9 protein-coding genes are annotated in these 14,414 nt (G+C 73.1%); 5 read left to right on the top strand and 4 right to left on the bottom strand.

Features of this window, described 5'->3' with window-relative positions:
• Positions 1–151 precede the first annotated feature (151 nt).
• The gene (locus tag STRBO_RS0118920; RefSeq protein WP_020114603.1) at positions 152–1,066 is read left to right on the top strand and encodes a peptidoglycan-binding domain-containing protein; all 915 of its coding nucleotides are present in this window, start codon (positions 152–154) and stop codon (positions 1,064–1,066) included.
• Between the two features lie 27 nt (positions 1,067–1,093).
• Here STRBO_RS0118920 and STRBO_RS0118925 read toward each other — a convergent pair whose 3' ends face one another.
• From STRBO_RS0118925 to STRBO_RS0118935, 3 genes are all read right to left on the bottom strand, one after another.
• A complete protein-coding gene (locus tag STRBO_RS0118925; protein WP_005474907.1) occupies positions 1,094–4,675 on the bottom strand; it encodes a tetratricopeptide repeat protein in 3,582 nt (1,193 codons plus the stop codon).
• 309 nt (positions 4,676–4,984) lie between these two features.
• Positions 4,985–7,156 carry a TerD family protein gene (locus STRBO_RS0118930; protein ID WP_005474905.1) on the bottom strand — a complete coding sequence of 724 codons (2,172 nt, stop codon included), beginning with the start codon at positions 7,154–7,156 and terminating at the stop codon, positions 4,985–4,987.
• A 76-nt stretch (positions 7,157–7,232) separates the two neighbouring features.
• Complete coding sequence (locus STRBO_RS0118935; RefSeq protein WP_005474904.1) at positions 7,233–7,850, bottom strand: TetR/AcrR family transcriptional regulator C-terminal domain-containing protein; 618 nt, start codon at positions 7,848–7,850, stop codon at positions 7,233–7,235.
• Positions 7,851–7,992: 142 nt separating this feature from the next.
• On the opposite strand from STRBO_RS0118935, the gene STRBO_RS0118940 reads away from it, so the two are divergent.
• Positions 7,993–9,495 carry an APC family permease gene (locus STRBO_RS0118940; RefSeq protein ID WP_005474903.1) on the top strand — a complete coding sequence of 501 codons (1,503 nt, stop codon included), beginning with the start codon at positions 7,993–7,995 and terminating at the stop codon, positions 9,493–9,495.
• 51 nt (positions 9,496–9,546) lie between these two features.
• On the top strand, positions 9,547–11,118 hold the full coding sequence (locus STRBO_RS0118945; RefSeq protein WP_005474902.1) for an amidohydrolase: 1,572 nt from the start codon (positions 9,547–9,549) through the stop codon (positions 11,116–11,118).
• 356 nt (positions 11,119–11,474) lie between these two features.
• Here STRBO_RS0118945 and paaK read toward each other — a convergent pair whose 3' ends face one another.
• Positions 11,475–12,806, bottom strand: a complete 1,332-nt coding sequence (gene paaK / locus STRBO_RS0118950) for a phenylacetate--CoA ligase PaaK (RefSeq protein WP_005474900.1) — start codon at positions 12,804–12,806, stop codon at positions 11,475–11,477.
• A 196-nt stretch (positions 12,807–13,002) separates the two neighbouring features.
• Here paaK and paaA point away from each other — a divergent pair, with 196 nt between their 5' ends.
• Together paaA and paaB are read left to right on the top strand one after the other, a co-directional pair.
• Positions 13,003–14,007, top strand: a complete 1,005-nt coding sequence (gene paaA, locus STRBO_RS0118955; protein ID WP_005474898.1) for a 1,2-phenylacetyl-CoA epoxidase subunit PaaA — start codon at positions 13,003–13,005, stop codon at positions 14,005–14,007.
• 134 nt (positions 14,008–14,141) lie between these two features.
• Positions 14,142–14,408: a 1,2-phenylacetyl-CoA epoxidase subunit PaaB gene (gene paaB / locus STRBO_RS0118960; protein ID WP_028796737.1), complete on the top strand. Its 267-nt coding sequence runs from the start codon at positions 14,142–14,144 to the stop codon at positions 14,406–14,408.
• Positions 14,409–14,414: the final 6 nt, after the last annotated feature.

Consider the following 14,414-nt stretch of genomic DNA (forward strand, 5'->3'; position numbering starts at 1 on the left):
TCCCGCACCAGCCCTGTCACAGGAAGACCTACGCGAACTCGCGGTCATGAAACGGCACTTGGCCGAGAAACGTTTGAGATTCAAGCAAGTCTTGGGGATTCTGTGCAGAAGATCTGCTTAAACTCTGGAAGCCGCTCGAAGAGGACCACGCGTGAGTGAACCGACAGCCCCTGCCTGCCCGCGGTGCGGTACGCCCCGCGCGACGGACGGCACCCCGGCCTGCTCCTGCGGCCGGCTCGCGTCGGAAGCCCACCGCGACATCCGGACGGCACAGGCGGAGGCCGCGGAGGATTTCGACCCGGTCCGCATACGACCGTTCGTGAAGGTCGGCGAGGACGAACCGCGGCAGGGGGCCACGGCGGCGGACGACACGCCGGCACGGACCACCGAGCCGCCCCACGCACCGACCACTCCCACCGAGCCCCACCACGCGTCGGCCGCCGAGGAGGAGCCTCCGGTCGACCCCGCCCGGGGCGAACGGCGGCGCCGCCGCGCGCTGCCGGCCGCCGTGGTGGGCGCCGCGGCGGCCGCCGTCCTTGTGACGGCGGGAACCATCGGCGGCCTCTTCTCCTACGAGGCCCCCTCACGGGACGGCTCGGGCCCCGGAGACATCAGGGCCGACCTCCCGGAGGCGGCGGCGGGCGCGGTGCCCTCGTCCTCGGCGCCCCCGTCCCCCACGGTGTCCTCGGCGTCCCCGTCCGCGAGTTCGTCCACCTCGCCGGAAGCGACTCCGACCGAGAGTCCGGCCACCCCCACCCGCTCCGGCACCCCCAGCAGAACCCCGTCCGACAGCGACGCCACCGCCACCGGCGTCCCCGCCCCCACCGCGTCCGCCGGAAAGCCGCCCGTCCTCGGCCTCGGCGACCAGGGAGCGGAGGTCACCGAACTCCAGCTCCGTCTGGGCCAGCTCGGCCTCTACGACGGCGAGGCGGACGGCGACTACGACCGCGACGTCCAGAGCGCGGTCCGCGGCTACCAGCTGACCCGCGTCCTCCTGGAGGACGAGTCGGGGGTGTACGGCGAGACGACCCGGGCCGCACTGGAGTCCGAGACCTCGGAACCCTGACACCTACCTTCTGCGCGGCGAGGTCGCTCAGCCCTGGGCGAGCAGGTCGAGGTGGCGGTGGGCCTGTTCGGCCGTCTCGCTGTGGGGGAACTGCTCGGCGATCTGCTGCCAGATGTCGCGGGCGTGCTCGGTGCCCTCGGGATCGTCGCGGGCCTCCAGGGCCTGGGCGAGGTGGGCCCACTGCCGGGCGTGGCCGCCGGAGTGTTCGACGGCGTCCTCCAGAAGGTCGACGGCCTCGTCGAGGCGTCCCTGCCGGAACGCGACCCAGCCGCAGGCGTCCTCGCACACGGCCATCCGGCTCGGCTCCAGCACCCGGCGCGCGCTCTTCAGCGCCCCCTCCGCCAGCAGACGCGCCTCGTCGAGCCGGATGCCCTGCTCCGCGTAGAACATGGCGAGCCGTGCCGTGAGAGTGACCAGCGCGGCCCGCAGCGGAACCTCCTCGTCCGTGCCGCGGTACGCGGTCAGCCGGGCCGCGCAGGCGTCCTGGGCCTCCAGAAGCTCCTGCTCCACCTCCCACGGCTGCTCACGACCGGCGATCAGATGGGCGATCCACTCATGGTGCCGGCCGGCGCCCGGCTGCCGGATCGAGCCGCCGATCGAGCGCAGGGCGACGATCGCGTCGTCCGAACGGCCCAGCAGATCCAGGACGTTGGCCAGCTCCTCGTGCATCCGCGCCTCCAGGTCCGCGCTCAGCGAGGCCTCCCGCGTCGCGTCCACCAGCTCCTCCCGGGCCCGCTCCAGCAGCTCCACGCGCTCGTCGTCCTGCGAGGTCTCCGCCTGCCCCCGATGGGTGACGGCCAGTTCCAGACGCGCCTGGTCCCGCTGCTCCCCGGCCGGGAGCAGCTCGATCAGCCGCAACAGAGTCTGCTCGGCGAGGTCGTACTGCGCCCGGTGGTCGCGGTACAGCCGTGCCAGGGTGAAGCGGGGATAGGCGTACAGGGGCGCCAGCTTCAACGCGTCCCGGCAGTCCCGCACCGCCTCGCTCGTCCGCCCCTGCCGTACGAACACCGCCGCGCGCCCGGCCAGGGCCCGGGCCCGGGTGGGCAGGTCCGGCGGCTCGGCGGACAGCACGGTCAGCCTCTCCTGGCCGCGGCGGCCCGAACGGTACCGGGGACAGACCGTCTTCGGCGGCCGGTCGAGAACCAGGTCGTACTGTCCGACCGCGTCCCGGTAGCTCGGGCCGGCGGCCGGAGCGCGGTGCTCCGCGTCGGCCAGGGAGTCGCCGAGGGCCGCGTGCGCGTCGCCCAGTTCGACGTTCCACTGCGGCGGGGTCTCCAGCCCGGCGGGCAGCCCTTCACGGACCGCCCGGGTCAGTTCCGCCACCGCCGCCGCCCAGTGACGGCGCTGCCTGTCAGAGGGCCGGATCAGACCGGCGAGCGCGCAGTGCAGCAGCCCGATCTCCCGTGCGGCCAGGGACACTTCGGGCTCGGAGGACCCCGGCGCGCCCCGCAGCGACTCGATCTCCGACAGCGCCTCCCGCAGGCCGGCCTCGTCGAAGTGCTGCTGGGCCTCCCGGGCGTGGGCCCAGGCCCGCGCCCAGCGCAGGACCAACGGCTTGCGGTCGGCGCCGCCGGATCCGTCGGTCGACGGCCAGTACGCGTTCACGATCCGGCGTACGTCCTCCCGGCAGGGCTCAAGGGCCAGCGCCATGCCCGCGAGAGCCCGGGCGGCCGCGCCGTCGCCCCGCCAGAACATCTGGTTGACGGCCAGCAGGAGCCAGGCCTCCGCGTCGTCGGGATGCTGGTGCGCGGCGACGGTGAACAGGGCGGTGGCCAGCTCGTGCGTGTCTCCGGCGTCCGGTGAGCCGGCCGCGAACAGACCGACGTCGCGGACGGCGACGTGATGGTTCTGCGGGTCCCGCTGGATGGCCTCCAGACAGGCGAAGAGCGCGCCCTCGCGGTTGTGCTTCTGCAGCATGCGGCCCCGCAGCGCGTGCAGTTCGGCCATGTCGGGGGCCCAGCGGATGGCCGTGCGCAGGCATCGGTCCGCCCTCCCGCGGGCGCGGCGGCCCGGCGGGTCGTCCGCGTCACGGGCCAGCCGGAACCAGCACTCGGACCGCATGGCGACCACATGGGCGATCCGCTCCGTCAACGGCCGCACCGCCGCCTCGTCGCCGTCCAGGACCAGTCGGCGGGCCCGTTCGTCGACGAGGTCCCGCTCGGTGCGGTGGAAGAGGCGCAGGGCCTCCCGAACCCTGGAGTCGGCCCGGGTCCGCGCGGCTGTCCGTCCCGCCTGCCCGCTCGGCGACGGCCCGTCCTCCCGCCCCGGCTCCGGCATGCCCATCGGCTCCGCCGTCCGCGCCGCGTCCGCCCGGCCCAGCTCCGTCTCCTGCTGCAGCAGCGCCACGCCGAGCCAGTACGCGGCGAGCGCGCCGTCCATGGGATGGCCGCCGCAGGACTGCCGCAGAGCACTGCGGGCCGACTGGGCGGCCTGGTCGAGGAGTTCGGCGCGCTTGGCCGCGTCGACGTCCGGATGCTCCGCCTGTTCGAGGGCCGCCCGGGCCAGTTGGACCCGGGCGGGAGCGAGGGCCGGGTCGAGGGCGACCGCCTTCTGCCACATCAGCGTGGCCGCGCTGCGCACCACCGTGGACGCCCGGAGCCCGATGTCGGTGCGGATCCGGCGCTGCTCACGGTAGACCAGGCCCAGGTTGTGATAGGCGGCCGCGTAGCCGGGGCTGTGCGAGAGGGCCGCGCGGAAGTGTTCCTCCGCCGCGTCGAGATGATGCAGCAGCCCCTCCCGCTGGAACCGCTGATAGCTCTCCAGCCCGTCCACCAGACGCTGGAAACTGTCGACGTCGGCCCCCGACTCCCCGGCCCCCGGCCGCTCCAGTTCGATGCGGTGGGCCAGTTCACGGGCGAGCGACGCACTGGCCCGGCGTACGTCGCCGGAGGCGATGTCCGTCTGCGCGGACCAGGTGCGGCCGCCGTGCCCGGACTGCGAGGCGACGACCCGCAGGACCCCGTCGGCCTCCACCAGCGAGCCCTGGAGGGTGCGGCCGAAGGTGCGCTCCACGAGCGTGAGCAGCGTGCCGACCTGGAGCTGGAGCGGGCCCAGGGCGACGGTGCCGATCTCCGTCTCCTTGATGTCCCCGTGCAGTCCGGTCGCCGCGACCCCGGACTTGAACGGCACCCGCGTCGAGGACCGCAGCACCATCTCGCCCCGCTCACCGGCCGGGTTGAGCACATCGGCGGGTGTGATGAACGGTTCCTGTCTGACCAGCTCGGAGATCCGCTCGATCTCGCTGTGCAGCAGCTCGGCGAAGCCCGCCGCCACCTTGTCCAGCTCGCCGACGTCGTCCCCGGCGACCAGGTTCTTGAACGACAGGATCCGCACGGGGCGCGACGGCCGCCTGCTGACCGCCAGCATGACGAGCAGGACGGCCAGGACGAGCGTGACCCACTCCGCCAGGGACCACTTCCCGGACAGGTCGTGGACCACGCCCGTCACGGCGAGCGCGACCAGTGCGGCGGCGATCGGCAGGAAGGCCGCGTTGGCACTGAGCGCGGCCCTGAGAAGCCGTGCGACGCGCCGTCCCCGGCGCGCTCCCGTCGGTGGCCACGACCACACGACGCGACCGGTCTCCCGGACGAGATGCTTGAGCGAGGGCATGACCACGCGCCCTTCTTCCGGCGCCCACTGTCCGCCACCCCCTCCTCGTTCCAGCGTGCGCCCGGACCACCGGAGCGGCAATTCCGGGCCTCGTGGCCAGGGTGGGGGCTCCTACCGCCGACCAGCGGGACCGGGACCGGGTCGTGCCGATTTTCGACGGGGCGAGCCGCTGACACACGAAAACCGGGAGGCGCCGCGCGGGCGCCCCCCGGTTCGAGGTCGGTGGCGAGGAGAGCGAAGGGACTTGAATCATTTGGAGTGAATGAGAAGGAAGCCCCTCCATGGCCTCGCCGCGGCCAACGCTAGCACTCAGCCCGGGATCAGGTCGCGCAGATTTCCGAGGGTGACGACCCGGGAGTCCGGGTGCAGTCCCTCGGGCCGTTCGAGGCCGAGGTAGGTCACGGGCTCCTGCGGGACCGACCGGCCGTCCCACAGGTCCATCACCGTGTCACCGTCGGACATCAGGTCGATCAGGTAGCCCACCGTCAGCTGCTCGCGCTCCACGACGGCACGCACCACCTTGGACACCGACACCTGGTTCTCCTCGACCCTGTTGGCCTCCGAGATGCCCTTCAGATACAGGTGCAGCCACTTCGCGCCCCAGCGGCCGTCGTCCCCGCGCCGGAACACCAGCGGCAGCGCCACCCGGCCGACTCCGCGCAGCTCCGACTTCATCCGCACCGTGCGCGGCTCGAAGGGCCGGCCCTTCTGCTCGCCGTCCCGCAGCATGAACCCGAAGAACGACTCCTCGACCTCCTCGAAGCCCTCGCCCGCGTAGATGTCGACCTGCGGCACGACGTAGGCGGCCCGGACCCGGTCCAGGGACAGGTTGATGAACTCCGAGGCCCCCTCGGGCGCCTCGGTGACATCACCCGAGTGCTCGCCCCCGACGGCCGTGAGGGAGGTGTAGGACAGCCACTCGTCCACGTCGTAGTCGGACCGGAGAAGCAGCGCCGACAGGTCGTAGTCGGTCCGCCGCTCGGTCTCCTTCCAGTACACGAAGAACCGCAGCAGCTCGCCCTCGACCGCCGAGACCGACCCCCGGGGCAGCACCCCGAGCCCGGCGGAGGTCGCCCGGCCGCTGAGCGGGAGCGCCACGTCGAGGATGTCGGGGTCGACCAGCAGCCGGCCGGGCGCCGGGAGGCGGCGGCGTATCTCGGCGTCGAGGGCGGCGATGAGCCGGTCGCGGTCGGCGGCCGGTACGGGGGGCCGCCGGTCCGGGGTCACCCAGGCGCGACCCCGGCGGTTGACGAAGATGCGCGGCTTCTCGCTCTCCCGCTCCCGGTTGTGGAAGTGCTCGCGCACCGACAGCACCACCCGGCCGGAGACCGCGGGCGCGCCCCGCACGGCGGCGGCCACCACCGCGTCCCGCTCCGTCTGGTCGGCGGCAGCGCGCAGCAGCAGGTCCAGGGCGCGGAACAGCCTGCCGGGCGCGGACTCCAGCAGCTTCACCGCGCCGGGCACGTCACCCGCGCCGAGCAGCTGCTCGGCGCGGCTGCCGAAGGACCGCGCCTCCTTCTCGCCCCGCGCGACGGCGAACACGTCGGCGGCGTGCGGCCAGCGCGGGTACTCGTGCGGGTGGAGGCGCTCACCGAGCCGCTTGAACGGCTCGCGGTGCGCGTGCACATCGGCGAGCTTGGCGGGGTGCGCCGTAACCACGGCGTCCAGGCCCGCGAGCAGGGCCCGGCGCGCCGGACGCGCCAGGGCCCGGAACCGGGTCGGCTCCTGCAGCGTCACATCGCCGCCCGACAACGCGCAGGCCAGCCGCAGCACGTCGGTGACGGTGTCCAGGAGGAGGTCCGCGCCGACGCCGAGTCGTGCCTCGTTGACGACCGCCCGGTTCTCCCGCACCGGGATCCGCTCCGGCTGGGGGCCGAGCGCGCACCGCCCGGCGAGCAGCGCGAGGTCACCCAGGTGCTCCTCGCCCAGCGGGGTGGTGCTGCCCGCGAGGGCCAGGTACAGGTCGGTGAGCTCGGCGTCCAGGTCGCGACCGGCGTGCAGGACGGTCACCCGGTCGCCGGCGGCGGCGATCAGCTCGTCCTGGGCCGCCAGCATCTCCTCGTAGGTGTGCTGGTAGCGGCCGTACGTGGGCAGGCTCAGCAGGTCCAGCACCCCGTTCGCCAGCTGCGTCAGCACACCCTCGCGGGACTTCTCGTCGCCGAGGGCCCGCACCACGCACCGCGTCCAGAACTCCTCGGTGTCCGGCACGTTCGCCGGGAAGTCGATGAAGTAGGAGTTGTGGCGGACGTGGTCGCCCACCATCTCGCGCACGGTGCGCAGCGTCCGCCGGGCGGTGTGCAGCACGGCGGCCCCGGACAGCCCCGACAGCCGCTCCAGCAGCTCGGCCGAGAGCTTGAAGCCCACGTTCATGAGGACGGCGTCGAACTGCCGCGCGGCCGCGGCGCCGTCGCCGGCTGACCCCTCGGGGGCGGGAACGCGGTGGGTGTGCCGGATGACCAGCGATGCGAGGCTCTGCGTCATTGCGGGATGATCGCAGAGGTGTGCGAGGCGGCGCACGGGGGTTTCGCCGTGCGGCGCCCGGCCCGAACGTGTCCCGTCACACCTCGGCGGCCGCCCGCAGCCTGTCCCGGGCGTGTGCGAGGAACCCGTCGAGGGCGAACTCGAAGGCGGCGTCCGCGCGACCGTCGCCCACCGCGTCCAGGGCCCGGGCCAGGCGCGGAGCGGTCGACTCGTCGGTGATCTCCCACATGGCCACGGGTGCGGCGAGGTCCATCGCCGAGCCCAGGACGACGTTCTCCAGCGCGACCAGCACCGGCATCACGTCCGGGAGGGGGAATCCCGCGTCGAGGAGCAGGGTGACGGCGCGCTCGTACTGTTCGAGGACGTGGGGGGCGCGTACCGGTGAGGTCATCAGCAGCGGGATGGCCCGGGGATGGGCCGCGAAGGCGGCGCGGTAGGAGCGGGCCCACGCCTCCAGGGCCTCGTCCCAGGGCCGGAGGTCGAGGGCGGAGGCGTCGATGCCCTCCGTGACCCGCTCGCGCAGCAGCTCCACGATGCCGTCCCGGCCGTCCACGTGGTGGTACACCGATCCGGTCTGCACCCCGAGCCGCCGTGCGATCTGCGGCACGCTGAACTCGCCCTGGGCGTCTAGGAGCTCCAGCGCGGTGGTGGTGATGCGCTCCCTGTCGAGCAGGGGTGTGCGCGGCCGTCCCATGATGTCCGTCCCCTCCGGGGTCTTCCCAGCAGTCCGGGTGAAGGCTACATTGCGGAAACCGAAAGCCTTTAGGTTTGCGGCACCAGGTCATCCCGCACTGCTCGCCACCCCGTCCCCGCCCGCAGCAGAAGGGCTATCCCTCATGACTGTCACTCCCGACGCGACCGCCGCCGACCCGGCCAAGAGCGCGGCCTCCCCGGCCAAGAGCGCGGCCTCCGCGGCACCGTCCCTGCGCTCCGGCTCGCTCGGCACCTCCGACATCGCCTTCTTCGTCGTCTCGGCCGCCGCCCCGCTCACGGTGATGGCCGGTGTCGCCCCGCTCGCCATCCTGATGGGCGGCATCGGCGCTCCCGTCGGCTATCTCCTCGCCGGTCTCACGCTCGCCGTGTTCGCCGTCGGGTTCACCACGATGAGCCGCCACGTCCGCAGCGCCGGCGCCTTCTACGCGTACATCACCCGCGGTCTCGGCCGCCGGGCCGGCATCGGTGCCGCGCTCCTCGCGCTCATCGGCTACAACAGCATGGAGATCGGCGTCTACGGTCTCCTCGGCACCGCCACCCGGGACACCGCCGACGCCCTGCTCGGCACGCGCATCCCGTGGCTCCCCGTCTCCCTGGCCGGCCTGCTGCTCATCTGCTGGGCCGGTTACCGCTCCATCGACTTCGGCGCCAAACTCCTCGGCGTCCTGCTCGTCGCCGAGACGGGCATCCTCGTGCTGCTCGCCGGGGGAGTGCTGATCAAGGGCGGCGCCGACGGCCTCTCCGTCGCCTCCTTCGCCCCGGACAACGTCATGGTCTCCGGCATGGTGGCGGTCCTGGCCTTCGCGTTCGCCGCCTTCACCGGCTTCGAGTCCACCGTCATCTACCGCCGCGAGGCCCGCGACCCGGCCCGCACGGTGCCCCGCGCCACCTACCTCGCCATCGGCTTCCTCGGCCTGTTCTACGCCTTCATCGTGTGGACCGTGGTCCAGGCCTTCGGCGACGCCCAGGTCGTCGCGGCGGCCGGCGCCAACCCGACGGCCCTGTTCTTCTCCGCCATCACGACCTATGTCGGCCCCTGGGCGGCCGACCTGATGCGCGTCCTCATCGTCACCAGCGTCCTCGCCTCCCTGCTCGCCTTCCACAACGCCATCAACCGCTACGGCCTCGCCCTCGCCGAGGAGGGGATCCTCCCCAAGGCCCTGGCCCGCGTCCAACCGCGCCACCGCTCCCCGTACGTCGCGGGCATCGCCCAGACCGTGCTCGGCGCGATCGTCGTCCTGGCCTTCGCCGTGGCCGACGCCGACCCGTACACGCAGCTGCTCCTGTGGGTGAACACCCCCGGCATGCTCGCCCTGATGCTGCTGCAACTGCTCGCCGCGCTCGCCGTGCCCTTCTACTTCCGGCGGATCACCCACACCGAGGGCGTGCTGCGCACGGTCGTCGCCCCCGTGGTCGCGGCGGTGCTTCTGGCCGGAGCCATCACCCTGGTCGTCAGCCATCTCGACCAGTTCACCGGCGCCTCCACCACGGTCAACACCTTCCTGGCGGCCCTCGTCCCGACGGTCCTCGTCATCGGCCTCGTCCTTGCCGCGTGGCTGCGTCGGGCCCGGCCCGAGGTCTACGCGAACTTCGCCGCCGAACCCCCGGCAGCAGCCGACGACTGACCCCGCACCAGCCGACCGCAGCCGCCCCTCACCACCGGAGGAGATCTCTCCATGCCCACCGCCGACCTCGTCATCACCGGCGCCCACGTCCGCACCCTCGACCCACGGCGGCCGTACGCCACGGCGGTGGCCGTGCGCGACGGCCTGATCGTCGCCGTCGGCGAGGAGGCGGACGTGCGGGACTGGCGCGGACCGGGAACCGAGGCCGTGGACCTGGGCGGCGGCCGGCTGCTGCCGGGCCTGGTGGACAGCCACAGCCACCCCGTGTGGGGCCTGGACCTGGCCACCGGCATCGACCTCGCCGCCGTGACCGACCTCGACGGACTGCGCGCCGCGCTCGCCGCGGGGGACCGCGTCGACGGCTGGGTCGTCGGCTACGGCCTGGACCACAACGTCTTCGGCGGCCGGACCGTCGACCGCGCCCTCGTCGAGGACGTCCTGGACGGCGCCCCCGCGTTCCTGCGCCTGTACGACGGCCACTCGGCCCTCGTCAGCGAGGCGGCCCTCAAGGCCGCCGGCATCACCGGACCGCGCGTCTTCACGCAGCGCTCGCACATCGCCGTCGACGCCGACGGACGGCTCACCGGCCACCTCGTCGAGCACGCCGCGATGGAACTCGTCCAGCTCGTCATGCCCCGGCCCTCGTACGCCGAACGACGCACCCGGCTGGCCGAGTTGCTCGGCGCGATGGCCGCCACCGGGCTCACCGGCGCCCATGTGATGGACCTCGGCGACCTCGACCTGGTGGGCGCGGTCGCCGAGGAGTCGGTACTGCCGCTCCGGCTGCGCTTCGCACCCTGGTGCATGCCCGGCGCCGACGCGGACGACCTCGCGGAACTCGTCGCGCTCCAGGGCAGGGGCGGCCGGCACTGGCGGGTCGGCGGCGCGAAGTTCTTCATGGACGGCACCGTGGAGGGCGGCACCGCCTGGCTGGACCACCCCGACTGCCACGGCCAGGGCACCGACGCGTTCTGGCCCGACCCCGCCGCCTACAGCGACGCGCTACGGCACCTGCACCGCGCGGGGGTGCGTACGGCGACCCACGCGATCGGCGACGCCGCCGTGCGGCACGTCCTCGACACCGTCGCCTCGCTGGGGCCCGGCGGGCGGCTCGCGCACCGGGTGGAGCACATCGAGTCGGTGCCGGACGAACTGGTGGCGCGGTTCGCGGAGGTGGGGGTCATCGCCTCCATGCAGCCCCCGCACACCGACTACACCCGGGCCGACCTGTCCGACGAGTGGTCGTTGCGGCTCGGCGCGGAGCGTGCCGTACGGGCCTGGCGGCTGCGCGATCTGCGGGACGCCGGCGCGGTCGTCGCCCTCGGGTCGGACTGGCCCATCGCCCACTTCGACGCGCGTGCCGTACTGGCCACGGCCCGCGAGCCGCGGGGCGCGGCGTCCTGTGGGGCGGGGCTCACCGGGATACAGGCGTTGGAGGGTTGCACGAGTCACGCGGCGCTGGCCGCGGGGGAGGCGGAGGTCTCGGGCCGTATCGCGGTGGGCTTCCGGGCCGACCTCACCGCGCTGGGAGTCGACCCCGTCGAAGCACCGGCCGACGAGGTCGCCGAGGCGCCGGTGCGGTTGACTGTGACGGGCGGTCATGTGGTGCACCGGGGGCTCTGAGCGAGGGGGGCGGGCGGGGCGGGGGTGGGTTCGGTCGTCGGTCGGGTGCGGGTCCGGTGGGGCTTCTCGCGCAGCTCCCCGCGCCCCTGCAAGCCAAAGGCCCTGCAAGCCAATGGCCCTGCGGGCCTGAAGGCCGGCCTGCGGGCATGAAAGCCCAGGCCCTTCGGGCCCGAGGACGATGGCCCTTCGGGCCCGAAAGGCACGGGGCGCAGCCCCTGCTTCTCAGGGGCGCGGGGACCTGCGCGACCAGCCCCACCGGACCGCACCCGAACGTACAACCCGGCCGCCCCTCACCCCGGCGGGGACGGGGCCGCCCCTCACCCCGGCGGGACGGGGCCGCCCCCGGCCCGGAGCCGTCAGCCCGGCGAGTCGCCGGCCTCGCGGAGGTCCTTCACCCGCTTGAGCTTGCCGACCGAGCGCTCCAGCGTCTCCGGGTCGACGATCGTCACCTCCACCGTGACGCCAACCCCGTCCTTGACCGCCCGGGCGATCGCCGCGGCCGCCCCCTCCCGGCGGTCGGCGCCCGTGCCCGGCCGGGCCTCGACCCGGACCGTCATGTGGTCCATGCGACCCCGCCGGCTCAGCAGGACCTGGAAGTGCGGGGCCACGTCGGGCGTGCGCAGCACGATCTCCTCGATCTGGCTCGGGAACACGTTCACCCCCCGCAGGATGATCATGTCGTCGCAGCGGCCGGTGACCTTGCGCATCCGGCGGAACGCGGGGCGGGCGGTGCCGGGCAGCAGCCGGGTCAGGTCACGGGTGCGGTACCGGATGATCGGCAGGGCCTCCTTCGTGAGCGAGGTGAAGACGATCTCGCCCTCCTCACCCTCGGGCAGGACGGCGTCGGTGAGCGGGTCGACCACCTCGGGGTAGAAGTGGTCCTCCCAGATGTGCAGGCCGTCCTTGGTCTCCACGCACTCCTGCGCGACACCCGGGCCCATCACCTCCGACAGCCCGTATATGTCGACCGCGTGGAGGCCCGCCCGCTCCTCGATCTCCCGGCGCATCTCCTCCGTCCACGGCTCGGCCCCGAAGATGCCCACCTCCAGGGAGGTGGAGCGCGGTTCGACGCCCTGCTTCTCGAACTCGTCCAGCAGCGTGAGCATGTAGGACGGGGTCACCATGATGATCTCGGGGCGGAAGTCCTGGATGAGCTGGACCTGGCGGGCGGTCATGCCGCCGGAGGCCGGGATCACCGTGCAGCCGGCGCGCTCGGCCCCGTAGTGCGCGCCGAGGCCCCCGGTGAACAAGCCGTAGCCGTAGGAGACGTGCACCTTGTGTCCCGGACGGCCGCCGGCGGCCCGGATCGAGCGGGCGACCACGTCCGCCCAGCGGGAGAGGTCGTTCTCCGTGTAGCCGACGACCGTGGGGCGCCCGGTGGTGCCGCTGGAGGCGTGCACGCGTCGCACCTCGGACATGGGCACCGCGAACATGCCGAAGGGGTAGGTGTCCCGCAGATCGGCCTTCGTGGTGAAGGGGAAGCGGGCGAGGTCGTCGAGCGAGCGGCAGTCGTCGGGGCCGACCCCGGCCGCGTCGAACTTCCTCCGGTACAGCTCGACGTGGTCGTACGCGTGCCGCAAAGTCGCCCGAAGCCGGTCGAGCTGCAGCTCCCGCAGCCGCTCGGGGACGAGCCGTTCGCCCTCGTCCAGCAGGTCGCGGGGGAGTGGTTCGCCCAGGCTGCTGCTCATCGCGACTCCTTCGTGCCCACCGCCCCGTGAGCCGACCGACCATTCGGTTGCCGTGTGTCACCGTCATGAAATCCAGCGTGGTCCCGGCCTGTCAAGAACGCGTTGATCGCGGGAAGGGGTCGAGCGGGTCTTGCCTGCCCGCTCGAATCGCGTCACACTGTTCCCGAACGAATGGTCGGTTGGGAAGCTGGTATCGATGACGACGACAGACTCCGCCGGGGCGACGCCCCAGGGCGCCGAAGTGGCCCCGGACACCCGGGACGCGTTGCTGGAGCACTTCGAGGCGACGATCGCGCGGGACCAGCGGATCGAGCCGCGCGACTGGATGCCCGAGGGCTACCGGAAGACGCTCGTCCGGCAGATCGCCCAGCACGCGCACTCGGAGATCATCGGCATGCAGCCGGAGGGCGAGTGGATCACCCGCGCGCCCTCGCTGCGCCGCAAGGCGATCCTCTTCGCCAAGGTCCAGGACGAGGCCGGGCACGGGCTGTACCTGTACTCGGCCGCCGAGACCCTGGGCGCGGACCGTGCCGACCTGACCCGGCGGCTGATCGAGGGCCGCCAGAAGTACTCGTCGATCTTCAACTACCCGACGGCGAGCTTCGCCGACGTGGGTGTGATCGGCTGGTTCGTGGACGGCGCGGCGATCTGCAACCAGGTGCCGCTGTGCCGCAGTTCCTACGGCCCGTACGCACGCGCGATGGTGCGGATCTGCAAGGAGGAGTCCTTCCACCAGCGGCAGGGCTACGAGCTGTTGCTGACGATGATGCGCGGCACCGACGCCCAGCGCGAGATGGTCCAGGACGCGGTGAACCGCTGGTGGTGGCCCTCGCTGATGATGTTCGGGCCGCCCGACGACGCCTCGCCCAACTCCGCGCAGTCCATGGCCTGGAAGATCAAGCGGCACAGCAACGACGAGCTGCGGCAGCGCTTCGTCGACATGACCGTCCCGCAGGCGGAGAAGCTCGGCGTGACACTGCCCGACCCTGAGCTGCGCTGGAACGAGGAGCGCGGCCGTCACGACTTCGGCACCCCCGACTGGGCCGAGCTGAAGCGCGTGATCACCGGCGACGGACCGTGCAACGAGGGGCGGATGGAGCGGCGACGGACCGCCCACGAGGAAGGTGCCTGGGTCCGTGAGGCGGCCACCGCCCACGCGGCCAGGCAGAGCGAACGAGCCCGGAAGGGGACGGCGGCATGAACGGCGGCACGACCGGTACGAGCGGCGAAGGCGCGGCCCGTACGGGCGACGGTGGCACGGTCCGCACGAACGGTGCGGGTACGACCCGCACCGACGACGCGGGTACGGCCCGAGCGGACAAGGGCGACTGGCCGCTGTACGAGGTCTTCGTGCGCGGCAAGCGCGGGCTGAACCACGTCCACGTCGGCTCGCTGCACGCCGCCGACGACCAGATGGCCCTCACCCACGCCCGCGACCTCTACACCCGCCGCAACGAGGGCGTCTCCCTGTGGGTGGTGCGCTCCGAGCACATCGCCGCCTCCACCCGCGACGAGAAGGACCCCTTCTTCGAGCCCAGCGCCGACAAGGTGTACCGCCATCCCACGTTCTACGACATCCCCGACGACGTCCCGCACATCTGAGGAGCA

It is taken from the genome of Streptomyces bottropensis ATCC 25435, assembly GCF_000383595.1.
GTDB lineage: Bacteria > Actinomycetota > Actinomycetes > Streptomycetales > Streptomycetaceae > Streptomyces > Streptomyces bottropensis.

What these genes read in the sequence shown, in the direction of transcription:
- STRBO_RS0118925 (WP_005474907.1), bottom strand. Translation starts at nt 4,675, where the DNA reads ATGCCCTCGCTCAAGCATCTCGTCCGGGAGACCGGTCGCGTCGTGTGG.
- STRBO_RS0118930 (WP_005474905.1), bottom strand. Translation starts at nt 7,156, where the DNA reads ATGACGCAGAGCCTCGCATCGCTGGTCATCCGGCACACCCACCGCGTT.
- STRBO_RS0118935 (WP_005474904.1), bottom strand. Translation starts at nt 7,850, where the DNA reads ATGGGACGGCCGCGCACACCCCTGCTCGACAGGGAGCGCATCACCACC.
- STRBO_RS0118940 (WP_005474903.1), top strand. Translation starts at nt 7,993, where the DNA reads ATGACTGTCACTCCCGACGCGACCGCCGCCGACCCGGCCAAGAGCGCG.
- STRBO_RS0118945 (WP_005474902.1), top strand. Translation starts at nt 9,547, where the DNA reads ATGCCCACCGCCGACCTCGTCATCACCGGCGCCCACGTCCGCACCCTC.
- paaK (WP_005474900.1), bottom strand. Translation starts at nt 12,806, where the DNA reads ATGAGCAGCAGCCTGGGCGAACCACTCCCCCGCGACCTGCTGGACGAG.
- paaA (WP_005474898.1), top strand. Translation starts at nt 13,003, where the DNA reads ATGACGACGACAGACTCCGCCGGGGCGACGCCCCAGGGCGCCGAAGTG.